Consider the following 25,228-nt stretch of genomic DNA (forward strand, 5'->3'; position numbering starts at 1 on the left):
ATGTTCCTGCCCGACCGCTTCATCAAGGGCGAGTGCCCCAAGTGCGGCGCCAAGGACCAGTACGGCGACAACTGCGAGGTGTGCGGCGCCGCCTACACCCCCAACGAACTGAAGAACCCCTACTCGGCGGTGTCCGGCGCCCAGCCCGAGCTGCGCACCTCGACCCACTACTTCTTCAAGCTGTCCGACCCGCGCTGCCAGGCCTTCCTGCGCCGCTTCACCAACGAGCCGGGGCGGCTCCAGGCCGAATCGGCCAACAAGATGCAGGAATGGCTGGGCGCCGAGGGCGAGCACAAGCTGACCGACTGGGACATCTCCCGGGACGCCCCCTATTTCGGCTTCGAGATCCCCGACGCCCCGGGCAAGTTCTTCTACGTCTGGCTCGACGCGCCGGTGGGCTACATGGGTTCCTTCGCCAACCTGTGCGCCAGGAAGGGCCTGGATTTTGCCGCCTTCTGGAACAAGGATTCCCAGGCCGAGCTGTACCACTTCATTGGCAAGGACATCCTCTACTTCCACGCCCTGTTCTGGCCGGCCATGCTCGAACACGCCGGCTTCCGCGTGCCGACCAAAATCTTCACCCACGGCTTCCTCACCGTCGGCGGGGCCAAGATGTCCAAGTCCCGGGGCACCTTCATCACCGCCCGTTCCTACCTGGACCAGGGCCTCAACCCGGAATGGCTGCGCTACTACTTCGCCGCCAAGCTGGCCGACACCGCCGAGGACGTGGACCTCAACCTGGACGACTTCGCCGCCCGGGTGAACGCCGACCTGGTGGGCAAGTACGTGAACATCGCCAGCCGCTCCGCCGGCTTCCTGGCCAAGCGCTTCGCCGGCCAACTGGCGGTGGCCGACGAGACCCTGCCGGTGTTCGCCCAGATCCGCGAAGCCGCGCCGCGCATCGCCGACCTCTACGAGGCCCGGGAGTACGGCAAGGCCCTGCGCGAGATCATGGCCCTGACCGAGGCGGTCAACCAGTACGTGGACACGGTCAAGCCTTGGGAGCTGGCCAAGCAGGAAGGCAAGGACGCCGAGCTGCACGCCGCCTGCACCAACGCCATCAACCTGTTCCGCCTGCTCACCGTGCTGCTCAAGCCGGTGCTGCCGGCCCTGGCCGACCAGGTGGCGGCCTTCCTCAACGTCGCCCCGTTCGTGTGGGACGACGTGGGCAGCGTGCTCGCCCCGAGCCACGCCATCAACACCTACCAGCACCTGATGACCCGCCTCGACCCCAAGCAGCTCACCGCCCTGGTCGAGGCCAATAAATCCTCTTTGGCCCCAGCCCCCGCTGCCCCGGCCGAGGCCAAGAAAGAAAGCAAACCCGTGGAAAAGACCGCCGCCCCCGCCGCCGAAAGCAGCACCATCGGCATCGACGACTTCACCAAGGTGGACCTGCGCATTGCCCGCATCGTCACCGCCGAGCACGTGGAAGGGGCCGAAAAGCTGATTCGCCTGGAGCTCGACATCGGCGAAGAGAAGCCGCGCCAGGTGTTCGCCGGCATCAAGAGCGCCTACGACCCGGCCACCCTGGTGGGCCGCTATACGGTGATGGTGGCCAACCTGGCCCCGCGCAAGATGAAGTTCGGCCTGTCCGAAGGCATGGTGCTGGCCGCCTCCGACGAGTCCGGCCAGACCCCGGGGCTGTTCATCCTGTCGCCGGATGCCGGCGCCACCCCGGGGATGCGCGTCAAGTAAGCGAATCCGCGCTACCGACCGGGGGCGTCAGCCTGGCGTAAGCCGTCTGTCAGCCCCCGGCGCTAGGCTTTTTCCATGTCCTTCGCCAACCGCCCCGCCGCCAAATTCCGCCCGCGCCTGACCGTGGCGATGGTGGCGTTCGCCCTGGTGGACGTGGCCGGGCTGCTGCTCTTCGCCGTAGGCTTTGCCTACCTGGTGCGCGGCCCCGGCGTTTTCTTCCCCGACTTTCCCGCAGGCGTGGGTTCCGCCATATCGCTGACCGCCGTGGGGCTGGCCCTGGTGTTCTGGGCCGCCACCCGCATGGTGCGCCAGGTGGTCCGGCAATCCACCTCAGACCAGACAACAGCAGATACCTCCACACCGGACCGGCCATGACCTTCCTGCCCGCCTCCTTCGCCTTCCGTCCCAAGCTCGTGGAATGCCTCCAAGGCTACGACCGAGGACAGTTCGGCAAGGATGTGGCGGCGGGCATCACCGTCGGCGTGCTGGCCCTGCCCCTGGCCATCGCCTTCGCCATCGCCTCGGGCATGTCGCCCACCGCCGGGCTGTGGACGGCGATCATCGCCGGCTTCCTGGTGTCGGCCCTGGGCGGTTCCCGGGTGCAGATCGGCGGGCCCACCGGCGCCTTCATCCCGATCATCTTCGGCATCGTCGCCCAGTACGGCGTCGCCAACCTGCTCATCGCCACCCTGCTGGCCGGCGGCTTGCTGGTGCTGATGGGCATGTTCCGCCTGGGGCAGCTGATCCGCTTCATCCCCATCTCGGTGGTGATCGGCTTCACCAACGGCATCGCCGTGGTGATCTTCCTCTCCCAGGTGAAGGACTTCATCGGCCTGCCCGGGCCGGCCCTGCCCGCCGAGTTCTTCGCCCGCATCAAGACCATCGCCCACACCCTGCCGGACGCCCACCTGCCCACCCTGGCCTTCTCGGTGGCGGCCCTGGCCCTGCTGCTCGGCTGGAACCGCTACGGCAGCCGCATCCCGCGCATCGGCCGGGTGCCCGGCCCCCTGGTGGTGCTGGTGGTGGCCACCGCGGCTCAGGCCCTGTTTGCCTTCCCGGTGGAAACCATCGGCAGCCGCTTCGGCGGCATTCCCCAGGAATTCGCTTCCTTCGCCCTGCCGGCCCTGTCCCTGGAAACCCTGCGCGCCCTGATCTCGCCGGCCATCACCATCGCCCTGCTGGGGGCCATCGAGTCCCTGCTCTCGGCCCGGGTGGCCGACGGTCAGGTCGACGACCGGCACGATCCCAACCAGGAACTGATGGCCCAGGGCATCGCCAATCTGGTGGCGCCCCTGTTCGGCGGTTTCGCCGCCACCGGCGCCCTGGCCCGCACCGCCACCAACGTGCGGGTGGGCGGCCGCACCCCGGTGGCCGGCATGATCCATGCCCTGACCCTGCTGCTGGTGGTGCTGGTGGCCGCCCCCTGGGCCGCCTATGTGCCCCTGCCGGCCCTGTCGGCGATCCTGGTGGTGGTGGCCCTCAACATGGGCGAATGGCACGCCTTTGCCACCCTGCCGCGCTATTCCCTCAACTACCGGGCCATCCTGGTCACCACCTTCCTGGTCACCGTGGTCTTCGACCTGACCCTGGCGGTGGAGATCGGCCTGGTGCTGTCGTCCCTGTTCTTCATCACCCGCATGGCCTCCCTGACCCGGGTGGAGCGCTTGGGCGACCCGGTGTGGGCGAAGGCCGAGGCCCTGCCGGTGGTGGGCTATAAGCTGTTCGGCTCCCTGTTCTTCGGTTCCGTGGGCAAGTTGCAGACGGTGATCGACCAGGACGCCGAGGGGGCCCGGGTGGTGGTCCTCGACCTGCACCAGGTGGTGAACCTGGACACCACCGGCCTGGACACCCTGGAAGCCCTGCTGCGCATCCTGCGCAAGCGCGGCGGCCACCTGATCCTGGCCGGGCTCAATTCCCAGCCCGGCTCCCTGGTGTTCCGCTCCGGCTTTTCCGACCTGGTGGGGGACGACAACATCGTCGCCGACCTGGACGAGGCCTGGGCCCTGGCCGCCCGGCTGCTGCCGCCCAGCGGCGCGGAGGCCACGGCATGAGCGCCTCCCCCGCCGTCCGCCGGCTGCTCGTTTCCGGACTGGTCCAGGGGGTGGGCTACCGCCACGCCACCACGGTGGTAGCGGCACGTCTGGCGGTTCACGGCTGGGTGCGCAACCTGGCCGACGGCCGGGTCGAGGTGGCCGTATGGGGCGAGGCCGAGGCCGTGGCCCGGCTGATCGCCTGGACTCGCCAGGGGCCGCCGGCGGGCCGGGTGGATGGGGTGCTGGTGGAAGAAGGGCCGGCCGCCTGGTCCGGTGCCGCCACCGGCTTCGTCCAGCGCCCCACCGCCGCCGGGCCGGAACCGCTCTAGTCCCGCTCGGTTGCCGGGCGGCGCTCGGCGCCGGTCAGCGCATCTCGAAGGCTTCCTGGTGGAAGCGTCCCGCCGGCAGGCCCTGGGCGGCCAGGCCGTGACGCAGGGCCCGGCCGAAACCCGCCGGGCCGCAAAACCACACGTCGCTACGCGCCACGCCGTCTTTCCCGCCGAGCGCCTCCGCCAGTGTTGCCGGCGTCAGCAGGCCGTCCTGGGGTGTCACCCGCAGATGCAGGCGCACCCGGGCTTGTTCGGCGAGCTGGCGCAGGCGGGCGATGAAGCCCGGGTCGGCCGCCGCCGTGCAGTAAAAGGCATCCACCGGCTGGCGGCTGCCGCCCGCGGCGGCCAGGGCCTCCAGCCGGGCCAGGAACGGGGTGATGCCGATGCCGCCGGCCACCCACACCTGGCGTTCGCCCCGGCCGGCGAAGTCGAAGCGGCCGTAGGGGCCTTCCACGGTCAGTGCGTCGCCCGCTGCCACCTGTTGCGGTAGCGCCCGGGTGTAGTCGCCCAGGGCCTTGATGGCGAAGCTCAGGCGGCCGTCGTCGCGCCAGGCCGAGGCGATGGTGAAAGGGTGGGCGCCCTCGCCGCGGCCGAAGGTGACGAAGGCGAACTGGCCGGCGGCATGGCCGGGCCAGCCGGCATCGAGCTGGCATTCCACTTCGAGCACGCCGCTGCCGGGATGGGGGCGCAGGGCGACGATCCGTCCGGCGACACGGCGGCGGGCGCCGATGCGGCCGGCCAGGGACAGGGCCGCGCCCCAACTGCCGGCGGCCATCAGGACGGCCATGACGGCGCCCAGGGGTGTCAGCCAGTAGGCTGGGGGCATCAGCGCCGCGCCGTGGAACACCAGCACCAGGTAGGTGCCGGCCAGGACGCGGTGGAGCAGAAAGGCCGGACGGTAGGGAAAACGCTTCCACAAGGCCAGCAGCACAATCGGGATGACCAGGTAGATGGCCCATTCGCCCAGGGATTCGGCGGGCTTGCGCAGCAGGTCGAGCCAGCTTTCGGCGCCCCTGCCGCCCTTATGCGCGGCCCGTTCCAGCCAGCCCTGGGCCACCAGCCATTTCGGCACCAGCTTGATCAGCCAGTGGGCGGCCCCCAGGGAGACGGCGGCGATGCCCAGCCACTTGTGCAACCGGTAGGCCTGGTCCAGGCCGCCGAGCAGCCGGTCGGCCCAGGCGGGGCGGGTGGCGAGGAGCAGGCCGGCCGACATGCAGCCCAACGCGGCTATCCCCGTATAATAAATAGCCAGTTTGCGCAGGGCCCAGAAGTTGCCGCCGGCGTTGGCATCCGCGCCGGCGAGGGCGGCCAGCCACAGCGCGGTGAGCACGGCGAGCAGGGCTAGAACGGCGAGAACGGATTTCTTCATGGCGATTCTCCAGCGAGCCCCAGGCACTGCGCATGGCGGTTTCCGGGGCGATGGAGTAAGCATGGGCCGGCTGGCTTAAACAGGCCTTAATGTTGGTTCGTTGCGCTGGATAAATGGTGGAGCGGCAGCGGCAAGCAGAAGAGAAGCGGTAATAAGGCAGCGGACGGGGCCCGGCAGTGCCGGGTGGCGGGGTTCACAACGCGGGTGGAGTGCAGGGAGCGGTCTCCGGTAACGCTATGACAATCTCGAAAAACCTCTTCGCCGGACGCGCCTTTCTCGAATTCTATGCCTGGGCCGAAGCCGACGGCGCCCTGCCGGGGTGGAGCTTCGAAGGGGGCGGCCCCCACGGCGAATCGAGCGCCCCGACGCCGGCCCAGGACTATTTCGTCGAATACCACCTGGAGTTCTTCCGCCAGCAGGGCTTCAACCGCTATCCCAGCCGCCTCCACTCGCACCTGCTGTTCGCCACCCGGGCCGACGCCGAGGCCTTCGCCGAGAAGCACCCGGAACGCACCTACGGCCGCCGCCTGATCAAGCTGCGCGCCAGCGGGCAGTGCTCCTGCTCCTTCCACGACGGCGCCTGGCTCGACTACCTGCGCCAGCCCCACACCTTCGACCTGGAGGCCCTGTCCAAGGTGGCCAAGGCCTACTGGTCGGGGCGCACCGTGGAGGAAGCCGGCCTGCCCTTCCTCGGCCAGCCCTGGCGCGAGATGCCGGTGATCGAGGCCCTGGTGCTGGGCGAGGTGGCCCCGGTGCCCGTCAGCCTGCCGCGCAGCCTCGATCTGCCGGGCTTCGCCTGATGCCCGGGGCGGCGGCGCGAAATTGACGCCCCGTCCGGGCTTAGTTAAATTCCGGAGTCCCCAACGGCGTGCCGTGCCGCGCCTTGCGCGTCCGGGCCACGCTGTCGCCAACCTTGAGGAGAAACACAATGGCCGTTCTCGTCGGCAAGCAAGCCCCCGATTTCACCGCCACCGCGGTGCTGGGCAACAACGAAATCAAGGACATCAAGCTGTCCGACTACAAGGGCAAGTACGTGGTGGTGTTCTTCTACCCCCTCGACTTCACTTTCGTCTGTCCCTCCGAGCTGATCGCCTTCGACCACCGCCTGGCCGAGTTCAAGGCCCGTAACGTGGAAGTGCTGGGCGTGTCCATCGACTCCCAGTTCACCCACCTGGCCTGGAAGAACACCCCGGTGGAAAAGGGCGGTATCGGCCAGGTCGGCTACCCCCTGGTGGCCGACGTGAAGCACGAGATCGCCCGCGCCTTCGACGTGGAATCTGCCGGTGGCGTGGCTTTCCGCGGCTCCTTCCTGATCGACAAGTCCGGCCTGGTGCGTCACCAGGTGGTCAACGACCTGCCCCTGGGCCGCAACGTGGATGAAATGATCCGCATGGTGGACGCCCTGCAATTCACCGAAGAGCACGGCGAAGTCTGCCCGGCTGGTTGGAACAAGGGTAAGAAGGGCATGACCGCCAGCCCCGAGGGTGTGGCCAAGTACCTGGCCGAGAACGCCGCCGCCCTCTGACGGCTGCCGCCGTCGCCCTCCGGCGGGTGTTTTCGCCGGAACCGGCGCCCGGCCCATGGAACGCCGCCCGATCCGGGCGGCGTTTTCATTTTCTGGCTTTTGGAATAAGCAAATGAGAAACGGAGCTTTGAGGTTCTAAGTGCCCCCCGTAAAGTGCGTCCATCCAGTTCTTTACGGAGTGCTTATATATGAACACCCGCCGTCCCCTGCGCTTTGCCACCCTGCTGGCGACCCTGTTGCTGGCCGCTGGTGCCCAGGCCGACACCGTGCTGCTCAACGCCTCCTACGACGTGGCCCGGGACCTGTACAAGGACTACAACCCGGCCTTCCAGAAGGCCTGGCAGGCCAAGACCGGCGAGAAGATCGAGGTCAAGCAGTCCCACGGCGGCTCCTCCAAGCAGGTCCGCGCCGTGGCCGACGGGCTGGAGGCCGACGTGGTGACCATGAACCAGGCCACCGACGTGGATTTCCTGGCCGACAAGGGCCTGGTCGCCAAGGACTACACCAAGAAATTCCCCAACAACGCCTCGCCCTACACCTCGACCATGGTGTTCATCGTGCGCAAGGGCAACCCGAAGGGAATCAAGGACTGGTCCGATCTGGTCAAGTCCGGCGTGCAGGTGATCGTGCCCCACCCCAAGAACACCGGCAACGGCCGCTACACTTACCTGGCCGCCTGGGGCTACGCCCTCAAGCAGCCCGGCGGCAGCGACAAGAGCGCCCAGGAATTCGTCAGTAAGCTGCTCAAGAACGCCCCCCTGTTCGGCACCGGCGGCCGCGACGCCACCACCACCTTCATGCAGCGCCGCCTGGGCGACGTGCTCGTCACCTTCGAATCCGAGGCCGAACTGATCGCCAAGGAATTCGGCCGCGGCGACTTCGAGGTGATCTACCCGTCCGTCTCCATCCTCACCGAGTTCCCGGTGGCGCTGGTGGAGAAGGTGGTGGACAAGAAGGGCACCCGCAAGCAGGCCCACGCCTACCTGGAGTACCTGTGGTCCAAGGAAGGCCAGGAGATCATCGCCGAGAACTACCTGCGTCCCCGCGACCCGGAGGTGCTGAAGAAGCACGCCGCCCAGTTCCCGGCGATCAAGACCTTCACCGTGGATGAGACCTTCGGCGGCTGGAGCAAGGCGTTCAAGGCCCACTTCGTCGATGGCGGTTCCTTCGACCAGATCTATTCGGTGAAATAAGCCTCCGTTCCCTGCGGCCGGGCCCGGCGGAAGGCATTCCTCCGGGCCCGCCTGCTTTGACGACAAGACCATGTCCCGCTCATCCTCCCATTCGGTCCTGCCCGGGTTCGGCCTCTCCCTCGGCTACACCCTGGTGTACCTGTCGCTGCTGGTGCTGATCCCCCTGGCCGGGCTCCTCGCCAAGTCGGCGTCCCTGACCCTGGCCGACATCTGGGCGATCGCCACCGGCCCCCGGGCCCTGGCCTCGTTCCGCGTCACCTTCGGTGCCTCCTTCATCGCCGCCTGCCTCAATGGCTTCTTCGGCCTGATCGTGGCCTGGGTGCTGGTGCGCTACGACTTCTGGGGCAAGCGCTTCATCGACGCCCTGGTGGACCTGCCCTTCGCCCTGCCCACCGCCGTGGCCGGCATCACCCTGGCCACCCTCTACGCCGAAACCGGCGTGATCGGCGAGTGGTTCGCCAAGGCCGGCATCAAGATCGCCTACACGCCCCTGGGCATCGTCGTGGCCCTGACCTTCATCGGCCTGCCCTTCGTGGTGCGCACCTTGCAACCGGTGCTCGAGGACATCGAGCCCGAAGTGGAGGAGGCCGCTGCCACCCTGGGCGCCTCGCGCTGGCAGACCTTCCGCCGGGTGCTCTTCCCGGCCGTCTTCCCGGCGCTGTTGACCGGCTTCACCCTGGCCTTTTCCCGGGCCATCGGCGAGTACGGCTCGGTGATCTTCATCGCCGGCAACATGCCGCTGATTTCCGAGATCACCCCGCTCCTGATCATCTCCAAGCTGGAGCAGTACGACTTCGTCGGTGCCACCGCCCTGGCCTCGGTGATGCTGGTCATCTCCTTCGTCATGCTGCTGGCCATCAACCTGTTGCAGTGGTGGGCCTCCAACCGGCACCGCTCCGTCCCGGTCAAGGATGCCGCCGCTCTGGGAGGTGCCCAATGACCGTGCGCCGTGCCAACAACGAGCCCCGCTGGATGCGGGTGCTGCTGCTCGTCGTCGCCCTGGGCTTCCTCGCCCTGTTCCTCGGCTTTCCCCTGGTCACCGTCTTCTACGAGGCGCTGAAGAAGGGCGTGGACGCCTACCTGGCCGGCCTGGCCGACCCGGAGGCCCGTTCCGCCATCCTCCTGACCCTGGGGGTGGCCGCGGCGGCGATTCCCTTCAACATCGCCTTCGGCGTGGCCGCCGCCTGGGCCATCGCCAAGTTCGACTTCCGCGGCAAGAGCCTCCTCATCACCCTGATCGACCTGCCCTTCGCCGTGTCGCCGGTGGTGGCCGGCCTGCTCTTCGTGCTCATCTTCGGCTCCCAGGGCTGGCTCGGCCCCTGGCTGGCGGAGCACGACATCAAGATCATCTTCGCCATTCCCGGCATCGTGCTCGCCACCCTGTTCGTCACCTTCCCCTTCGTCGCCCGGGAGCTGATCCCGCTGATGCAGGCCCAGGGCAAGGACGAGGAAGAGGCCGCCGTGTCCCTGGGGGCCTCGGGCTGGCAGATGTTCTGGCGGGTCACCGTGCCCAACATCAAGTGGGGCCTGCTCTACGGCGTGATCCTGGCCAACGCCCGGGCCATGGGCGAGTTCGGCGCGGTGTCGGTGGTCTCCGGCCACATCCGCGGCGAGACCAACACCCTGCCGCTGCACGTGGAGATCCTCTACAACGAGTACCAGTCCGTGGCCGCCTTCGCCTCGGCCTCGATCCTGGCCCTGCTGGCCCTGGTCACCCTGGTCGCCAAGACCGTGGTGGAGTGGCGCATGCGCAAAGAAACCGAAATGCTGACGGCCGACCTGCCGCCGGAGAAAACCGAATGAGCATCGACATCCGCAACATCAGCAAGCGCTTCGGCAACTTCGTCGCGCTCGACAACATCAACCTGGACATTCCCACCGGCGAACTGGTGGCCCTGCTCGGCCCCTCCGGCTGCGGCAAGACCACCCTGCTGCGCATCATCGCCGGCATGGAAAGCGCCGACGAGGGCCAGGTGCTGTTCGGCGGCGCCGAGGCTACCCACCTGCACGCCCGGGAACGCCAGGTCGGCTTCGTCTTCCAGCACTACGCCTTGTTCCGCCACATGAGCGTGTTCGAGAACGTGGCCTTCGGCCTGCGCGTCAAGCCGCGCAAGGAGCGTCCCAGTGAGTCCGAGATTCGCAAGCGGGTCATGGAGCTGCTCTCCCTGGTCCAGCTCGACTGGCTGGCCGACCGCTACCCGTCCCAGTTATCCGGCGGTCAGCGGCAGCGCATCGCCCTGGCCCGGGCCCTGGCGGTGGAGCCCAAGGTGCTGCTGCTCGACGAGCCCTTCGGCGCCCTGGACACCAAGGTGCGCAAGGAACTGCGCCGCTGGCTGCGCCGCCTGCACGACGAGATGCACATCTCCTCGGTGTTCGTCACCCACGACCAGGAAGAGGCCCTGGAAGTGGCCGACCGGGTGGTGGTGATGAACAAGGGGCGCATCGAGCAGGTGGGCAGTCCGGACCAGGTCTACTCCAACCCGGCCACCCCCTTCGTCTACCAGTTCCTCGGCAACGTGAACGTCTTCCACAGCCGCCTCCAGGGCAACCTGTGGGCCGAGGTGGCGCGGCGGGAGGATGGGGCGGGCGGGGAGGGCGGCGGGGCCGGCGACAGCCTGGCCTTCGTCCGTCCCCACGACATCGACATCCTGCGCGAGCCGGTGCCGGACGCCCTGGGCGCCGAGGTGCGCTACGTGCACCCGATCGGCCCGGTGGTGCGCGTCGAGCTGGCCCACCAGTCCGAGCTGGTGGAAGTGGAGCTGACCCGGGAGCGCCAGGAAGAGCTGCAACTGGCCCAGGGCCAGTCGGTCTGGCTCAAGCCGCGCCAGGTGCGCGTCTTCCCCGCTGGCACCGTGGCCGGCGAGGCCCTCCAGGATTTTTCCATCTGACCTTGGCCGGGCCGGCATTGTTTGCCGGCCCGCCAGCCATGCCGCCGTAGTGCCGCGTTGCCGCTGCTGCTGCTCATAAATTAGGCAAGTGCGCCGAGATCGGGTAGAATCCGCCTCCTTCCCGTAGTTGTTCCCAGGTCGCCCGCTCGATGCGTCGAGGGCGGCCGTTTGTTTTTCGCGGGCCGGCATTCCGCGGCCCGCCGATACTCGGCTCCTCTCGGCACATGGAATTCGTCGGCTACACCCTCCGCAACAACCTGTTCGTGGCGCCCATGGCGGGCGTCACCGACCGTCCCTTCCGCCAGCTGTGCAAGAAGCTCGGCGCCGGGCTGGCGGTGTCGGAGATGGTCACGTCCAACTCGCTGCTCTACGGCAGCAAGAAGACCGAGCGGCGTGCCAACCACCAGGGCGAAGTGGCGCCGATCTCGGTGCAGATCGCCGGGGCCGACCCGGCGATGATGGCCGAGGCCGCCAAGTACAACGTGGACCGCGGCGCCCAGATCATCGACATCAACATGGGCTGCCCGGCCAAGAAGGTGTGCAACGTCATGGCCGGCTCCGCCCTGATGCAGGACGAGCCCCTGGTGGCGCGCATCCTGGAGGCGGTGGTGAAGGCGGTGCCGGACACTCCGGTGACGCTCAAATTCCGCACCGGCTGGAACCGGCAGAACAAGAACGCGCCGATCATCGCCCGCATCGCCGAGGAATCCGGCATCCGCGCCGTGGCCATCCACGGCCGCACCCGGGCCGACCAGTACACCGGCGACGCCGAGTACGAAACCATTGCCCTGGTGAAGCGTCAGATCGCCATTCCGGTGATCGCCAACGGCGACATCACCACGCCGGAAAAGGCCAAGTACGTGCTCGATGCGACCGGCGCCGACGGCGTCATGATCGGCCGTGCCGCCCAGGGCCGGCCCTGGATCTTCCGCGAGATCGAGCACTACCTGAAGACCGGCGAGAAGCTGCCGCCGCCCAAGGTGAGCGAGATCCGCGAGATTCTCGGCGAGCACCTGGAAGACCTCTACGGCTTCTACGGCCTGGAGACCGGCGTGCGCGTCGCGCGCAAGCACATCTCCTGGTACACCAAGGGCTTGCCCGGTTCGGCGGCGTTCCGCTTCGCCATGAACCAGCTGCCCACGGTGGAGGAGCAGCGCGCCGCCATTGCCGAGTTCTTCGACCGGCTGGCGGCCGAGCACGAGCGGTTGCACTACGAGGAAGACAGCAGCGGGGCCGTCTCGGGGGCGGCCGACGATAACGACAAGAAAGAGGTACTGGCGGCATGAGCCAAGGCAACGACATCTCGGCGTGCGTATTCGGCGCGCTGGAAAAGTATTTTCACGACCTCGACGGCGAGGAGCCGGCGGCGATCTACGACATGGTGCTCAAGAGCGTCGAGCGCCCCATGCTCGAAGTGGTGCTCAAGCAGGCCGGCGGCAACCAGACGGTGGCGGCCCAGATGCTCGGCATCAACCGCAACACCCTGCGCAAGAAACTGGTCGAGCATTCCCTGATCTGATCCCGGGGGCGGGGCCGCGCCTGGTCTTCGCCCTTGCCGTTCCGAGCGGCGACGCATTTCCGCTTATTCCGTTTTTCTTTTTTTCAGCCCGTTCCCGTCATGAAGATTCGCCAAGCCCTGATCAGCCTCTCCGACAAGCGCGGAGCCCTTGAATTCGCCCGCGGCCTCGCCGCCCAGGGCGTCAAGCTCCTGTCCACCGGCGGCACCGCCAAACTGCTCAAGGACGCCGGGCTGGACGTGACCGAGATCGGCGACTACACCGGCTTTCCGGAAATGCTCGACGGCCGGGTGAAGACCCTGCACCCGAAGGTGCACGGCGGCATCCTGGCCCGCCGCGACCTGCCCGAGCACCTGGCCACCATCGCCGCCCACGACATCCCCGCCATCGACCTGGTGTGCGTGAACCTCTACCCGTTCCGCGAGACCGTCGCCAAGGCTGGCGTGACCCTGGCCGACGCCATCGAGAACATCGACATCGGCGGCCCGGCCATGGTCCGTTCCGCCGCCAAGAACTACGCCGGCGTGGCCATCGTCACCGACCCGGACGACTACGCTCCGCTGCTCGCCGAAATGCAGGCCAACGGCGGCGCCCTGTCCCTGACCACCCGCTTCGGCCTGGCCAAGAAGGCCTTCACCCACACCGCCCGCTACGACTCGGCCATCGCTAACTGGCTGACCGGCCAGGACAACGCCGTGGCCGAGGCTCCGGAAGCCGCCGCGCCGATCCCCGCCGCCTTCCCCGAGAAGCTGCAACTGGCCTTCGACCGGGTCGAGACCCTGCGCTACGGCGAGAACCCGCACCAGCAGGCTGCCTTCTACCGCGACACCGGCTCCACCGCCGGCGCCATCGCCAACTACCACCAGCTCCAGGGCAAGGAACTGTCCTACAACAACATCGCCGACGCCGATGCCGCCTGGGAATGCGTCAAGACCTTCGATACCCCGGCCTGCGTCATCATCAAACACGCCAATCCCTGTGGCGTGGCCATCGGCGCCACCCTGGTGGAAGCCTACGACAAGGCCTTCAAGACCGACACCACCTCCGCCTTCGGCGGCATCATCGCCTTCAACCGGGAGCTGGACGGTTCCGCCGCCACCGCCGTGGCCAAGCAGTTCGTCGAGGTGGTGATCGCCCCGGCCTTCTCCTCCGAAGCCCGCCAGATCTTCGCCGCCAAGCAGAACGTGCGCCTGCTCGAAGTGCCCCTGGAGCGCGCCTACCACGCCTTCGAGCTGAAGCGCGTCGGCGGCGGCCTGCTGGTGCAGAGCCCGGACATGTTCAACGTCCAGCCTTCCGACCTGAAGGTGGTGACCAAGAAGGCCCCCACCGACGGCCAGCTCGAAGACCTGCTGTTCGCCTACCGGGTCGCCAAGTTCGTCAAGTCCAACGCCATCGTCTTCTGCGGCGGCGGCATGACCCTGGGCGTGGGCGCCGGCCAGATGAGCCGGGTCGATTCGACCCGCATCGCCGCCATCAAGGCCCAGAACGCCGGCCTGTCCCTGGCCGGCTCCGCCGTGGCCTCCGACGCCTTCTTCCCGTTCCGCGACGGGGTGGATGTGCTGGCCGAAGCTGGCGCCGTGGCGGTGATCCAGCCCGGCGGCTCGATGCGCGACGCCGAGGTGATTGCCGCCGCCGACGAGCACGGCCTGGCCATGGTGTTCACCGGCGCCCGCCACTTCCGCCACTAAGGCCGGTCCGTGCTGCGCCGCCTCGCCGCTTCCCTGGCTCCGGCCTTGGCCCTGTGGGGCGCCCTCCTGGCGTCCCCGGGGACGGCCCTGGCCGACGATGCCGGTGCCACCGGCGCCGTGCCCGCGATCCAGGCGGACGCCGCCGGCGATTCCTGGCTCGACCGGGCCCGGCAGAAGCTGTCGACCATCTGGAACGACGGGCGCAACGAGCTGTACGTGCCCCTGGAAACCTACCACCTGCGTTCGGCCTACAGTCGCGAGAAGATCGACAGCTTCAACGAGACGCCCCTGGGCATCGGCCTGGGGCGCGGCATCTACGACGCCGACGGCGACTGGCACGGCATTTACGCCATGGGTTTCCAGGATTCCCACTACAAGCCCGAGTACATGCTCGGTTACGGCTACAAGACTTACTGGCACCTGGCCGGCGAGCTGAAGTTCGGCCTGGGCTACACCGCCTTCCTCACGGCGCGCTCCGACATTGCCCGCTACACCCCGGTGCCCGCCGTCCTGCCCATCGCCTCCCTGGAATACCGGGACGTGTCCTTCGACACCGCCTACGTGCCCGGCGGCAGCGGCTTCGGCAACATCCTCTTTTTCTGGGGCAAGGTCCGCTTCTGACGGCCCGGCCCCGCGACGCACAAACATAAGGAACGGTCCTCCATGAAAGTTCTCGTCATCGGTTCCGGCGGCCGCGAACACGCCCTGGCGTGGCGCCTCGCCCAGTCCCCCCGGGTGCACAAGGTCTACGTCGCCCCGGGCAACGCCGGCACCGCCCGGGAAGAGGCCCTGGAAAACCTGCCCATCACCGACCTCAACGCCCTGGCCGATTTCGCCGAGGCGGAAAAGATCCACATGACCGTGGTCGGCCCCGAGGCCCCCCTGGCCGCCGGCGCCGTGAACATCTTCCGCGAGCGGGGCCTGCGTGTCTTCGGCCCGACCAAGGAAGCCGCCCAGCTGGAGTCCTCCAAGGACTTCGCCAAGCGCTTCATGGCCCGCCACAACATACCCACCGCCGGCTTCGAGACCTTCACCGACGCCGCCGCAGCCCATGCCTACGTGGACCGCCAGGGCGCCCCCATCGTCATCAAGGCCGACGGCCTGGCCGCCGGCAAGGGCGTGGTGGTGGCCATGGATCTGGCCGAGGCCCACGCCGCCATTGACGACATGCTCGGCGGCAACAAGCTCGGCGACGCCGGCGCCCGGGTGGTGATCGAGGACTTCCTCGACGGCGAGGAAGCCAGCTTCATCGTCATGGTGGACGGCAAGAACGTGCTGGCCCTGGCCTCCAGCCAGGACCACAAGCGCATCGGCGACGGCGACACCGGCCCCAACACCGGCGGCATGGGCGCCTATTCCCCGGCCCCGGTGGTGACTCCCCAGATCCACGCCAAGGTGATGCGCGAGATCATCCTGCCCACGGTGCGCGGCATGGAAGCCGACGGCATCCCCTTCACCGGCTTCCTCTACGCCGGGTTGATGATCGGCAAGGACGGCGGGGTGAAGACCCTGGAGTTCAACTGCCGCATGGGCGACCCGGAAACCCAGCCGATCATGATGCGCCTCAAGTCCGACCTGGTGGCCCTGCTCGAACACGCCACCAACGGCACCCTGGACCAGATCGAGGCCGAGTGGGACCGCCGTGTCGCCCTCGGCGTGGTGCTGGCCGCCGCCAACTATCCGGACACCCCGCGCAAGGGCGACATCATCGTCGGCCTGCCCGAGGGCAACGCCGCTTCTCCCGAGTGCCACGTGTTCCACGCCGGCACCGCGCAGCAGGACGGCCGGGTGGTGGCCTCCGGCGGCCGGGTGCTGTGCGTCACCGCCCTGGGCGAGAACGTCAAGCTGGCCCAGCAGGCCGCCTACGACGCGGTGGCCACCATCCGCTTCGACGGCATGCAGTACCGCCGCGACATCGGCCACCGGGCCGTGGCGCGCTGAGCGTCATCCAGCAGCACCCATAACGACGGGCGGCCATGACCGCCCGTTTTTCCATCCCCAGCGAGACCCCTCCATGGACATCCCCCAGCTCAAAGCCTATTTCACCGGCCTCCAGACGCGCATCGTCGCCGCCCTGGAAGCCTTCGACGGCCACGCCTTCAAGACCGACGCCTGGGAGCGCCCCGAGGGCGGCGGCGGCCTGACCCGGGTGATCGAGGAGGGGGCCTTCTTCGAGCGCGGCGGCGTCAATTTCTCCCACGTCATGGGAGCGCGCATGCCGGCCTCGGCCACCGCCCACCGCCCTGAACTGGCCGGGCGGCGCTTCGAGGCCATGGGCGTGTCCCTGGTGCTGCACCCGCGTAACCCCTACTGCCCCACCGCCCACATGAACGTGCGCGCCTTCGTTGCCCTGAAGGACGGCGAGGCCCCGGTGTGGTGGTTCGGCGGCGGCATGGACATGACCCCCTACTACCCGTGGGAAGAGGACGTGCGCCACTTCCACGGTACCTGCAAGGCGGCCCTGGCTCCCTTCGGCGCCGACGTCTATCCGCGCTACAAGACCTGGTGCGACGAGTACTTCTTCTTGAAGCACCGCAACGAGCCCCGCGGCGTCGGCGGCGTGTTCTTCGACGATCTGGGGGCCGACGGGCTGGTGCCCTTCGAGCAGGCTTTCGCCCTCACCCAGGCGGTGGGCGACGCCTTCGTGCCGGCCTACCTGCCGGTGCTGGATGCGCGCCGCGACACGCCCTACGGCGAGCGGGAGCGGGACTTCCAGGCCTACCGGCGCGGCCGCTACGTGGAATTCAACCTGGTGTTCGACCGGGGCACCCTGTTCGGCCTGCAATCCGGCGGCCGCACCGAGTCGATCCTGATGTCCCTGCCGCCGGTGGTGAAGTGGCGCTACGACTGGCACCCGGAGCCGGGCAGTCCGGAAGCGAAGCTCTACGACGAGTTCCTCCGTCCCCGCGACTGGGCGTGAGGTATTTCCCCGGAGCCGCGCCGATAGGCGCTCTCCAGGGAGGCGTCGCTGAAACCAAGGCGGGGCGCGGAGTTCCAGGTGGCATGTCCGGAACCCCGCGCCCCGCTTGGCTTTTGGCCCGGTCCCCTTGGGGGTGCTGCGCCTTGTCATATGCGATCGGTCTGGACTGGGGTGATGACGCTGCTATACTCGCCCCTCGCGGTCGTGCCCGAGCGGTGCGGCCGACAGATCGCGCCGGTGCCTCGCCAGAGGCTTAAAACGGGAATGCGGTGCAGGCGGTTTTTCCGCCCAATTCCGCAGCTGTCCCTGCAACTGTAAGCGGCGAACGAGAAGCGCACGCGGACGGGAATCGCCCCGCTCCGCCGCCACTGGGCCCAATCCATGCCTCACGGATTGCCTGGGAAGGCCGCACTTCGAGTCTTGACCCGCGAGCCAGGAGACCTGCCGGCGTCTGGTCGCTCTTGCTTTGGTCCAGGGGATGGCCGAGGCACGGTGTCCTTCCGTCTGAGCGACGAACGAAGCGGCGAGGGCCGCATCGGTTCGCGCGGCAGACGTCCTTCGTGTCTCCTCCCGCGCTACCGACCGTTCGTGACGGCATGCCCTCGCCTTGTCGCAACCAGTCGACGGGGGAGACATGCGTCCACCTGCCTTATTCCGCTGCACGCCGCGCACCGCCAACGCCCTGCTGTGCGCTGCCGCCTTGATCCCGGCTGCCGCCCTGGCCGCCGATTCCGATTCTGCCTCCGGCACCGAGACCGCCCTGGCCCCCATCCAGGTCACCGGCAGCCGCATCGACCTGCGCGAGGAGCTGTCGCCCGGGGTGGTGTCCGTGGCCTACCCGGACGACGTCAAGGGCGAGCACAAATCCATCCCCGAACTGCTCGACCAGATTCCCGGCGTCTATGTGCGCCGCGTGTCGGGCAGCGGCAGCTACACCACCGCCACCATCCGCGGCAGCGCCCCCAGCCAGGTCAACATCTACATCGACGGGGTGCCGCTCAACACCGCCAGCGAAACGGCGGCGGACCTGTCCACCCTGCCGATCAGCAACGTGGAGCGGGTCGAGGTCTATCGCGGCACTACGCCGGCCCGCTTTTCCGGCGCGCCGATCGGCGGGGCCATCAACATCGTCACCAAGAAACCCTCGGGGTTCAGCGGCAGCGTTTCGGTCGGCGCCCGATCCTTCGGCGGCGCGCAGCAGAGCGCCAACCTGAATGTGCCGCTGCTGGGCGGCAACCTGCTGATCGGCCTGGACAACGACCGCAGCGATGGCGATTTCAAGTACAAGAACTACGCGGTCGGCGGGCTCAAGAACCTGGTGTTCGGCGACGGGGTTTCGTATCTCGCCGATTCCGGCGACAGAACGACCGACATCAAGACGGGCCGGACGATTCCAGAAGAGCGCCGGCGCATGAACAACAAATCCGAGAAGCAGAACGTCCTGCTCAAATGGCAGGACGAGCGCTTCGTCCTCAAGTTCGCCCAGACCGACATGGAGCGCTATCTGCCCGCCGCGGTATTGACCGCGTCGTCCGGAATCGGCGCGCAAACCACGGATCTGCCCTGGGTGGACACGTTTTATCGCCAGCGCCGCCAGCAGCGGATCGAGCAGCAGGAGGGACTGGCGGGCTGGCGGGACAACTTCGGCAATCTGGGCCTCAGCCTCAACCTCACCTGGTTGGACAAGAACCAGACGTTCCGCAACCTGGACTTCAATCCGGCCACCAACTATATCGGTGAGCGCTGGACCGACTACCGGACCAAACGCTACGGCATCGCCGGCGACGCCACCTACGCCTTCGGCGATGGCGGCGCCTTTTCCCACCTGTTCGAGATCCACGCCGAGCGTTATTGGGAAACCCTGTTTTCGGACATCAGCGGCCGCACGCCGGCCTCCGACTTCATCCCCGAATTCCGCCGCATCAAGACCAACCTGCAAGTCCAGGACACGGTCACCGTCGCCGCCCTGGGCAACCTGCAGGTCACGCCCATCGGCCGCCTGGAAAAGCTCGAAGGCCCGGTCATCGGCAGCCGCTGGTCGCCCCTGGCCGGTCCCGCCGGGCAATACGACTGGGAGCCCACCGGCAGCCTGAGCGTGAAGAAGCATTTCACCAGCGGCTGGCAGGTGTTCGGCAACTACGGCAATTACATCCGTTACCCCAATTTCTACGAAATCTACGGTAACGGCATCGGCTACGTGCCGGGGGCCGACAGCAACGGCCGGGCCATCCAGTTGAAGCCGGAAACCGGGCGCAACGGCGACTTCGGTTTTGGTTGGGACGGCCGCCTGAGCGAAAAGCTGCGCGGGGGCTTCCGCCTCACCTATTTCCAGCGCGAGGCCGACAACGCTATCACCCTGTACGCGACGCCGCTTGCGGCCAAGTACATCAACTCCGGTGACACCCTGACCCAGGGGGTGGAGCTGGAAGGCAAGCTGGCCTGGAGCGACCGGGCCGACCTGCAATTCGCGGTGACGCAGCAGGAGGGGCGCTACGTTAACGGCGGTTGGTACTACAACGGCGGGACGAGCGGCGCGGAGCGCTTTCCCGGCAAGACGGTGCACACCCTGTACACGCCCCTGCTCGTGGCCAATGCGCGGCTCAATCTCCATTTCCTCGGGGGGCGCCTGACCACCTACGTCGAGGGCAAGCACACCGGCCGCACCTACACCGACGTCACCTCCTGGGAAAACTCCCTGACCACCTTCGACCTGGGGGCGCACTACAAGATCGACAAGGGTTGGCGCCTGTCCGCCGGGGTGATCGACCTCTTCGATGCCGGACCGAGGCAGACGGCCGGTGGCCGCGTCACGGCGGTCCCCTATAACCGCTACGGGTGCACCCCCAGCGCCCCCGTCATCACCGGCGACCCGGGCACCGACTGCGCCATCATGGGCGGGACGTGGGGCTCGGTGTACTCCGAGCTGCGCGAGGTGAAGTCCAACGTCGGCTATCCGCAGCAAGGCCGAACCTTCTACGCCACCCTGGCCTACACCTTCTGACCGGCGCACAGCGGGACATGCATCCGCAGCACCGGTCACGACCCCCGCCGGGCGGCGCTGCCGCGCAAGTGGGCTCTTGCGTTTCTTCATTGAAGGAGCAACACGATGGCAACGACTTTCACCGCTTACAGCGTGTATTACTACGACAACCAGACCCCGCCCGTCGGGCATGGAATGGCGGGGCGCATCGTCGACAACGGGAGCACGCTGACCCCGCTGCCTGACCTGAAAAAAACCGACCTGAACGGCGACCCCAAGGTGGAAGGGTTCGCCGACGGGGGCGGCACCCTGCGCATCGCGGTGACCGACTACACCGCCGGAACGGCCAGGCCCGCCTACGTCTATGGCGCGGCGGTGCCGGGGACGCCGGCCACGGCCACCTGGTCCAACGTCACCAACCTCTATTCCCTGGTCAAGTTCGGCAGCTACCTTTACGCCATCGACTACGACAACGCCCGGGTGGTGGAAATCAACGCCACTACCTACGCCCAGACCGGGGTGTCCTACACCCTGCCGGCGGGCCTGACGCCCAGCGGCTTCATTGCCCACGGCCAGGCCCTGGCCGTGGTCGGGGGCAATCTCTACGGCTTGTTCACGTTCGTCGACAGCGCCTGGAGCAATTACGCCAACAGCCTGTTGGTGCGCTTCACCGTCAGCGGTGGCAGTTCGATCAGCGTCGGCGCCAACGCCTACAACGGCAATTTCGCCAAGAACGCCTTTTCCCTGGCCCCCCAGGGCAACGATCTGTACGTGGCCGCCATCGGCGGCTCCCAGGTGGCGGGCAGCTACAACCCCGCCTCCCGCCTGCAAAAGAGCGACTACACCGCCGCCAACCTCGGTGCCGCGGCGGTCATCGACGTGCTGAGCCCCAGCGCCACCTTCCCCTACGAGTTCCGCGACATCAGCTTCAAGGGAACTACCGCCTACATTCTGCTCGGCGCCTACAACAGCAGCTGGCAGATGGCGGGCAAGCTGGTCAGCACCAGCGACTTCTCCACCTTCGCCACGATCAACGACTTCAGCGGTGGGGCGCCGGGCTACTTCTGGTCCGCCCAGTACACCGCCGACAACGACCGCATCTGGTTTGCCCGGGGCAAGCAGATTCTGGTCTACAGCGCCTCCAGCCCGGCTGCGCCGGTGGCCACCCTGGGGCTGACGGCGGGCAGCCTGATTTCGACGGGGGAGCTGTTCGACAACCTCAACGACCTGGCCTACGTCGGCGCCCTCGGGGCGCGGACCACGCTGCGCGGCTACCGTTCGCCGCTCCAGGCATCGCGTACCGCCCGGGCCGTGCAGGGCCGCACCCTGGCCGCCGGCCGCCCCGAGCTGACGGCCGAGCAGCTGGCCCTGCTCGACGAGGACGAAGCCACGGCATGACGCGGCGCATGGGGGACGGTCCTGCCGTAAGGCGGGACCGTTAACGGCAAAGGGGCAACGGCGCAGGCCGTTGCCCCTCTGTTCATTCCCCTGACGGTTTACTTCAGCCTGCCGGTAACCACCTTGACCCGGGCCGGGTCCTTCACGTCCAGGTCGCCGCCGGCCCCGGCCAGGTTGCCGCAGGTGCAGGCCGACTTGACGTGGGGGACTGAATTGACGATGCCGGTGCAGTCCAGGCATTCGTAGTAGAACTCGGCGCCCCGGGGCAGCTCCGCCGGGCTGGGGGGAGGCTCCACCGGGGTGAAGCGGTAGATTTTGCGCAGGTCGATATTCAACATCACGGTCCCTCCTGAGAGTTATGTTTTTGCTGTGATGGTGCTGGTGCCCGCGTCCCGAATGCGATCAGGAATGCGATCAGGACAGGGCGGGTAGGGCGGCGGCCCGGTAGTGGCGGTTGGCCTGGTCCTGGCGTTCCAGCTGGTCGAACAGCCGGGCCAGTTCCAGGTGCGCATCCCGGGATTCGGCCACCGACAGGGAGGCTTCCAGATAGCTCTGGGCCTTGCCCCACAGTTGCTTGCGCTGGCACAGACGGCCCAGGGCGAGCAGCAGGTCGGCGTCGTCGCTGTGCTCCTTGAGCCACTTCTCGGCCCGGGCGATGCGCGGCGTGGCGTCGCCGTCGTCGATCAGGCCGTAGAGGCGGATCAGGTGCGACGACCATTCCTTATCCAGGTGGTTTTCCAGGGTGTGCAGGGCTTCCGCCGGCGCCCCCTGGTCGCGCAGGGCCTCGGCCACCGCATAGGCGGTGCGCGGCGTCATCTCGCTGGCGGGAATCTGCCGGGCGTAGGCCAGGATCGCCCGGGTGTCGCCGGTGCGGCGCTGCAACGCTTCCCGGTGGGCCAGGCTGATGGTTTCCCGGGCCAGCTCGGGCACCAGGGCGTTGCGCTTTTGCAGCAGGCGGGTGAGGCGGATCACCTCGTCCCAGTCCTTGCGCCCCTGCTGGGCCTTCAGCTCCAGGCGCAGGGCGGCGATGTGCCGGCCCGAGGCGTCGTAGAGGCGGCGCAGGGCGGTCACGGCGTCGTTGAAGCGGTGCGCTTCGACCAGGCTCTCGGCCTCGCTCATCAGGCAGGCGGCCTCGATGTCCTTGCCGTCTTCCCGGGCGCGGCGCACCCACTCCTGCTCCTTTTCCGGCTCGCGCATGGCCCGGGCGGCCCGGGCGGCGATCAGGGCCGGCAGGCCGTCGGCGTAGCCGCCTTCATGGGCGTCGGCGGCGCGGCGCAGGGCCTGGCCGTAGCGCCCTTCCAGATAGAGGCGCAGGGCCTCCTGGAAGGTGGCGGCGGACTTGCGCGCGGCGCGGCGGGCGCGGAAGGCGCGCACCCGGCCGGGCAGGCCGGCGGCCACGGCGATGCCGCGCAGCAGCAGGTAGAGCACGGCGAAACCGGCCACCAGGGCGATCACCAGGAAGTTGAGGCTGATTTCGACCCGCCAGGGCGGGACCACCAGCAGGGCGTAGCCTTCGTTGCCGCGCAGCAGCATGGCGCCGCCCACGGCGGCGGCGAACAGGGCGAGTATCCAGAACAGACCTTTCATGGCGCGTCCTTACTTGCGGTCTTTCTGGGGACCCTGCTTGAGGGCCTTCAGGGCTGCCAGGCTGTCGCTGATCTGGGGCAGGTCGATGCTGATCTCGGCCGAGGCCAGTTGCTTCAGGGTGTTCTGGGTGGCGGCCACGTTGCGGTCACGCACGTCGAAGAAGCGGGCCAGCCAATCCTGGGACACCTTCAGCTCGTTGCGGAAGGTCCACTGGTCGCGGGAGAGCAGGGCCAGGCGGGCGTTGAGCAGGCGCAGCTTGAGGTTCTCGCGCAGGTACAGGGACTGGTCCGGGGCGAGCAGGGCGGGTTCGGGGCGGTCGAAGCGCTGGATGCGCACCAGGCCCTTCACCTCGTTCCAGATGTCGCCGCCCAGGCGGGCGAACAGGTTGGGTTCGGCGGCGGGTTTGGCGTCCTTGCCCGGGGCGGCCTTGCGCGCGTCATGGGAATCGTCGCCGCGGGGCCGGCCCTCGAAGGCCAGGGGCAGGTTGTCCACCGAGGACACGGCGTTCTCCAGGCGCAGGCTCATGCCCGGCACGTCGGCGAAGGGCAGGGACTTGAGCTTGTCCAGGTCCCGGGCGATGGCCTTGCGCAGGGGGATCAGGCGCGGCTGCTCGACCCGGGCCAGGCGCGCCTCGGCGGCCTGGAGGGCGGTGATGGCGGCCTGCACGTTGCCGGCCAGTTGCAACTGCTGGCTGGCGGCGCTCAGGTTCTGGTCGATCTCGGCGAGAAACTGCTCGTCCCGGTTGCGGGCCAGCTCCTGGTAGAGGTTTTCCAGGGCGGCCTGCTGGCTCTGGGATTCGGCGATCTTGGCTTCCAGGGCGCCGACCTTGGCGGTCAGTTGGGTGGTGGCGTCCTGGGACTGGCGGGCCAGGGTGCGGGCTTCGCGCACCAGGGCATCGCTGTCGGCCAGGCGCTTGGCCACTTCCTGCTGGGTGCCGTTGAGCTTGCCCCGGGTTTCCAGCCATTGCCAGCCGGCCAGGCCGATGCCGGCAATGGCCACCGCCAGCCAGGGGTTGGCCCAGGCGCCGGGGCCGGCCTTGCGGCGGGCGGGAGGGGCGGCGGATTCGGGGGCCGCGCTCGCCGCCGGGGCGGGCGAGGGGGCCGGAGCCGAGGACGGAGGGGGCAGGTCGGGGGTGTCGTTCATGTTCTTGTCGCGGCGTCGGAGTGGGCGCGCCCGGAGCGCGGGCGGTTCGGCCGGGGAGGAGGGCGGCGCGGCGGATGCATGGCGTCCGGCCGGCGGCGGTCCCGTTCTCAGCAGCCCTGGGGCCAATTATAGCCGCACAGGCCTTCGAGCAAGCCGTTGTCGGCCGGGGGGGTGAGGATGACGCTGGAGTGGCCGAGGGCGCTGGCGGTCTCCGCGATGCGCTGGTGGGGGACGAAGGTGGGCAGGGCGGCCAGGTGCCGGCGCTGGTCGGCGGGCAACAGGTCGTGCAGGTGGCGCAAGCCTTCGGAGGAGCTGATGGTCAGGGCGTCGATCTGGCCGGCGGCCAGGGCCTCGGCCAGGGCCCGGCCGCCGTCGGCGGGGCCGCGCCGGGTGTAGCAGGCCACGTGCTCCACCGCCGCGCCGCGGGTGCGCAGGGTGTCGGCGAGCAGTTCCCGGCCGCCGTCGCCGCGGAAGATCACCACCTTCCAGCCGGCCACGTGCCACAGCTCGGTCATGGCCAGCAGCCCCTCGGAGTCGAAACGGTCCCGGGGCACCAGCACCCGGGGCACCCCCAGGTCGCGCAGGGCCTGGGCGGTGGATTCGCCCACGGCGGCGGCGGTCAGATCCTGGGGCCAGCCGCCCAGGGCGGCCACCGCCGGGCCCAAGGCGGTCCAGGCATGGTGCACCGCGTTGGGACTGACGAAGGCGGCCAGCCGGAAGTCGGCCAGCCGGGCGGCGGCGGCGCGCAGGGCGCCGTCGTCGTCCACCGGGCCGATCTCCAGCGCCGGCAGGATCAGGGCCGCGCCGCCCAGGGCCTCGATGCCGGCGGCCAGGACGGCGGCCTGATCCCGGGGGCGGGTGACCACCACGGTACGCCCGGCCAGGGGGCTGGCCGGGCTACCGGGGGCGGCCGGCTGGTCAGGGGCTGCGGGCCGGGAGGGGGCGGTCACGGCAGGCGCGTCG

23 protein-coding genes and 1 riboswitch are annotated in these 25,228 nt (G+C 68.6%); of the genes, 18 read left to right on the forward strand and 5 right to left on the reverse strand.

Translation table 11 applies throughout. The features are described from left to right. The 4 genes from metG to LWW89_RS13020 form a co-directional block, all read left to right on the forward strand. On the forward strand, positions 1-1,695 hold a 1,695-nt coding region (gene metG, locus LWW89_RS13005), incomplete at its 5' end, for a methionine--tRNA ligase (protein ID WP_293264826.1). Positions 1,696-1,770: 75 nt separating this feature from the next. Continuing rightward, positions 1,771-2,070 carry a hypothetical protein gene (locus LWW89_RS13010; protein WP_293264828.1) on the forward strand — a complete coding sequence of 100 codons (300 nt, stop codon included), beginning with the start codon at positions 1,771-1,773 and terminating at the stop codon, positions 2,068-2,070. Beyond that, a complete protein-coding gene (locus tag LWW89_RS13015; RefSeq protein WP_293264830.1) occupies positions 2,067-3,746 on the forward strand; it encodes a SulP family inorganic anion transporter in 1,680 nt (559 codons plus the stop codon). The genes LWW89_RS13010 and LWW89_RS13015 overlap by 4 nt, the downstream gene beginning before the upstream one ends. After that, positions 3,743-4,057, forward strand: a complete 315-nt coding sequence (locus LWW89_RS13020; RefSeq protein WP_293264832.1) for an acylphosphatase — start codon at positions 3,743-3,745, stop codon at positions 4,055-4,057. Before LWW89_RS13015 ends, LWW89_RS13020 begins: the two co-directional genes overlap by 4 nt. Positions 4,058-4,091: 34 nt before the next feature. Here LWW89_RS13020 and LWW89_RS13025 read toward each other — a convergent pair whose 3' ends face one another. Then, on the reverse strand, positions 4,092-5,426 hold the full coding sequence (locus tag LWW89_RS13025; RefSeq protein ID WP_293264834.1) for a ferric reductase-like transmembrane domain-containing protein: 1,335 nt from the start codon (positions 5,424-5,426) through the stop codon (positions 4,092-4,094). A gap of 236 nt (positions 5,427-5,662) precedes the next feature. Between LWW89_RS13025 and LWW89_RS13030 the strand changes: the two genes are divergently transcribed. From LWW89_RS13030 to LWW89_RS13095, 14 genes are all read left to right on the forward strand, one after another. Continuing rightward, positions 5,663-6,226, forward strand: coding sequence for a hypothetical protein (locus LWW89_RS13030; RefSeq protein ID WP_293264836.1), 564 nt, complete (start codon positions 5,663-5,665; stop codon positions 6,224-6,226). Positions 6,227-6,354: 128 nt separating this feature from the next. Then, on the forward strand, positions 6,355-6,951 hold the full coding sequence (locus LWW89_RS13035) for a peroxiredoxin (protein ID WP_293264838.1): 597 nt from the start codon (positions 6,355-6,357) through the stop codon (positions 6,949-6,951). A gap of 188 nt (positions 6,952-7,139) precedes the next feature. Then, positions 7,140-8,144, forward strand: a complete 1,005-nt coding sequence (locus LWW89_RS13040) for a sulfate ABC transporter substrate-binding protein (RefSeq protein ID WP_293264840.1) — start codon at positions 7,140-7,142, stop codon at positions 8,142-8,144. A 70-nt stretch (positions 8,145-8,214) separates the two neighbouring features. Then, positions 8,215-9,084: a sulfate ABC transporter permease subunit CysT gene (cysT, locus tag LWW89_RS13045; RefSeq protein ID WP_293264842.1), complete on the forward strand. Its 870-nt coding sequence runs from the start codon at positions 8,215-8,217 to the stop codon at positions 9,082-9,084. Then, the gene (cysW, locus tag LWW89_RS13050) at positions 9,081-9,947 is read left to right on the forward strand and encodes a sulfate ABC transporter permease subunit CysW (RefSeq protein ID WP_293264844.1); all 867 of its coding nucleotides are present in this window, start codon (positions 9,081-9,083) and stop codon (positions 9,945-9,947) included. The genes cysT and cysW overlap by 4 nt, the downstream gene beginning before the upstream one ends. Then, positions 9,944-11,032, forward strand: coding sequence for a sulfate ABC transporter ATP-binding protein (locus LWW89_RS13055; protein WP_293264846.1), 1,089 nt, complete (start codon positions 9,944-9,946; stop codon positions 11,030-11,032). The genes cysW and LWW89_RS13055 overlap by 4 nt, the downstream gene beginning before the upstream one ends. 224 nt (positions 11,033-11,256) lie before the next feature. Continuing rightward, positions 11,257-12,318, forward strand: coding sequence for a tRNA dihydrouridine synthase DusB (gene dusB / locus LWW89_RS13060; protein WP_293264848.1), 1,062 nt, complete (start codon positions 11,257-11,259; stop codon positions 12,316-12,318). Further along, positions 12,315-12,551, forward strand: a complete 237-nt coding sequence (locus tag LWW89_RS13065; RefSeq protein ID WP_293264850.1) for a helix-turn-helix domain-containing protein — start codon at positions 12,315-12,317, stop codon at positions 12,549-12,551. Before dusB ends, LWW89_RS13065 begins: the two co-directional genes overlap by 4 nt. A gap of 99 nt (positions 12,552-12,650) precedes the next feature. Next, complete coding sequence (gene purH / locus LWW89_RS13070; protein ID WP_293264852.1) at positions 12,651-14,237, forward strand: bifunctional phosphoribosylaminoimidazolecarboxamide formyltransferase/IMP cyclohydrolase; 1,587 nt, start codon at positions 12,651-12,653, stop codon at positions 14,235-14,237. A gap of 9 nt (positions 14,238-14,246) precedes the next feature. Continuing rightward, a complete protein-coding gene (pagP, locus tag LWW89_RS13075) occupies positions 14,247-14,858 on the forward strand; it encodes a lipid IV(A) palmitoyltransferase PagP (RefSeq protein ID WP_293264853.1) in 612 nt (203 codons plus the stop codon). 42 nt (positions 14,859-14,900) lie between these two features. Further along, a complete protein-coding gene (gene purD / locus LWW89_RS13080; RefSeq protein WP_293264854.1) occupies positions 14,901-16,178 on the forward strand; it encodes a phosphoribosylamine--glycine ligase in 1,278 nt (425 codons plus the stop codon). Between the two features lie 73 nt (positions 16,179-16,251). Next, positions 16,252-17,157: an oxygen-dependent coproporphyrinogen oxidase gene (hemF, locus tag LWW89_RS13085; protein ID WP_293264855.1), complete on the forward strand. Its 906-nt coding sequence runs from the start codon at positions 16,252-16,254 to the stop codon at positions 17,155-17,157. A gap of 218 nt (positions 17,158-17,375) precedes the next feature. Next, positions 17,376-17,621, forward strand: a riboswitch (cobalamin riboswitch). 170 nt (positions 17,622-17,791) lie between these two features. Further along, positions 17,792-20,158, forward strand: a complete 2,367-nt coding sequence (locus LWW89_RS13090; RefSeq protein WP_293264856.1) for a TonB-dependent receptor — start codon at positions 17,792-17,794, stop codon at positions 20,156-20,158. A gap of 105 nt (positions 20,159-20,263) precedes the next feature. After that, positions 20,264-21,535: a hypothetical protein gene (locus LWW89_RS13095; protein WP_293264858.1), complete on the forward strand. Its 1,272-nt coding sequence runs from the start codon at positions 20,264-20,266 to the stop codon at positions 21,533-21,535. 98 nt (positions 21,536-21,633) lie between these two features. Here LWW89_RS13095 and LWW89_RS13100 read toward each other — a convergent pair whose 3' ends face one another. The 4 genes from LWW89_RS13100 to LWW89_RS13115 all read right to left on the reverse strand — a co-directional run bounded on the left by LWW89_RS13100 (position 21,634) and on the right by LWW89_RS13115 (position 25,215). Further along, positions 21,634-21,873, reverse strand: coding sequence for a hypothetical protein (locus LWW89_RS13100; RefSeq protein WP_293265038.1), 240 nt, complete (start codon positions 21,871-21,873; stop codon positions 21,634-21,636). Between the two features lie 76 nt (positions 21,874-21,949). Continuing rightward, a complete protein-coding gene (locus LWW89_RS13105) occupies positions 21,950-23,122 on the reverse strand; it encodes a heme biosynthesis HemY N-terminal domain-containing protein (protein WP_293264860.1) in 1,173 nt (390 codons plus the stop codon). Positions 23,123-23,131: 9 nt separating this feature from the next. Next, on the reverse strand, positions 23,132-24,265 hold the full coding sequence (locus tag LWW89_RS13110; RefSeq protein ID WP_293264862.1) for a uroporphyrinogen-III C-methyltransferase: 1,134 nt from the start codon (positions 24,263-24,265) through the stop codon (positions 23,132-23,134). 107 nt (positions 24,266-24,372) lie between these two features. Further along, positions 24,373-25,215, reverse strand: a complete 843-nt coding sequence (locus LWW89_RS13115; protein WP_293264864.1) for a uroporphyrinogen-III synthase — start codon at positions 25,213-25,215, stop codon at positions 24,373-24,375. Positions 25,216-25,228 lie beyond the last annotated feature (13 nt).

It is taken from the genome of Oryzomicrobium sp. (assembly GCF_021287045.1).
Classification (GTDB): domain Bacteria; phylum Pseudomonadota; class Gammaproteobacteria; order Burkholderiales; family Rhodocyclaceae; genus Oryzomicrobium.

Coding starts and splice junctions, on each gene's coding strand:
- LWW89_RS13035 (WP_293264838.1), top strand. CDS start 6,355: ATGGCCGTTCTCGTCGGCAAGCAAGCCCCCGATTTCACCGCCACCGCG.
- LWW89_RS13015 (WP_293264830.1), top strand. CDS start 2,067: ATGACCTTCCTGCCCGCCTCCTTCGCCTTCCGTCCCAAGCTCGTGGAA.
- LWW89_RS13100 (WP_293265038.1), bottom strand. CDS start 21,873: ATGTTGAATATCGACCTGCGCAAAATCTACCGCTTCACCCCGGTGGAG.
- LWW89_RS13010 (WP_293264828.1), top strand. CDS start 1,771: ATGTCCTTCGCCAACCGCCCCGCCGCCAAATTCCGCCCGCGCCTGACC.
- LWW89_RS13065 (WP_293264850.1), top strand. CDS start 12,315: ATGAGCCAAGGCAACGACATCTCGGCGTGCGTATTCGGCGCGCTGGAA.
- LWW89_RS13025 (WP_293264834.1), bottom strand. CDS start 5,426: ATGAAGAAATCCGTTCTCGCCGTTCTAGCCCTGCTCGCCGTGCTCACC.
- dusB (WP_293264848.1), top strand. CDS start 11,257: ATGGAATTCGTCGGCTACACCCTCCGCAACAACCTGTTCGTGGCGCCC.
- LWW89_RS13040 (WP_293264840.1), top strand. CDS start 7,140: ATGAACACCCGCCGTCCCCTGCGCTTTGCCACCCTGCTGGCGACCCTG.
- purD (WP_293264854.1), top strand. CDS start 14,901: ATGAAAGTTCTCGTCATCGGTTCCGGCGGCCGCGAACACGCCCTGGCG.
- LWW89_RS13090 (WP_293264856.1), top strand. CDS start 17,792: ATGCGTCCACCTGCCTTATTCCGCTGCACGCCGCGCACCGCCAACGCC.
- LWW89_RS13105 (WP_293264860.1), bottom strand. CDS start 23,122: ATGAAAGGTCTGTTCTGGATACTCGCCCTGTTCGCCGCCGCCGTGGGC.
- LWW89_RS13110 (WP_293264862.1), bottom strand. CDS start 24,265: ATGAACGACACCCCCGACCTGCCCCCTCCGTCCTCGGCTCCGGCCCCC.
- LWW89_RS13055 (WP_293264846.1), top strand. CDS start 9,944: ATGAGCATCGACATCCGCAACATCAGCAAGCGCTTCGGCAACTTCGTC.
- purH (WP_293264852.1), top strand. CDS start 12,651: ATGAAGATTCGCCAAGCCCTGATCAGCCTCTCCGACAAGCGCGGAGCC.
- hemF (WP_293264855.1), top strand. CDS start 16,252: ATGGACATCCCCCAGCTCAAAGCCTATTTCACCGGCCTCCAGACGCGC.
- LWW89_RS13030 (WP_293264836.1), top strand. CDS start 5,663: ATGACAATCTCGAAAAACCTCTTCGCCGGACGCGCCTTTCTCGAATTC.
- cysT (WP_293264842.1), top strand. CDS start 8,215: ATGTCCCGCTCATCCTCCCATTCGGTCCTGCCCGGGTTCGGCCTCTCC.
- LWW89_RS13095 (WP_293264858.1), top strand. CDS start 20,264: ATGGCAACGACTTTCACCGCTTACAGCGTGTATTACTACGACAACCAG.
- cysW (WP_293264844.1), top strand. CDS start 9,081: ATGACCGTGCGCCGTGCCAACAACGAGCCCCGCTGGATGCGGGTGCTG.
- LWW89_RS13020 (WP_293264832.1), top strand. CDS start 3,743: ATGAGCGCCTCCCCCGCCGTCCGCCGGCTGCTCGTTTCCGGACTGGTC.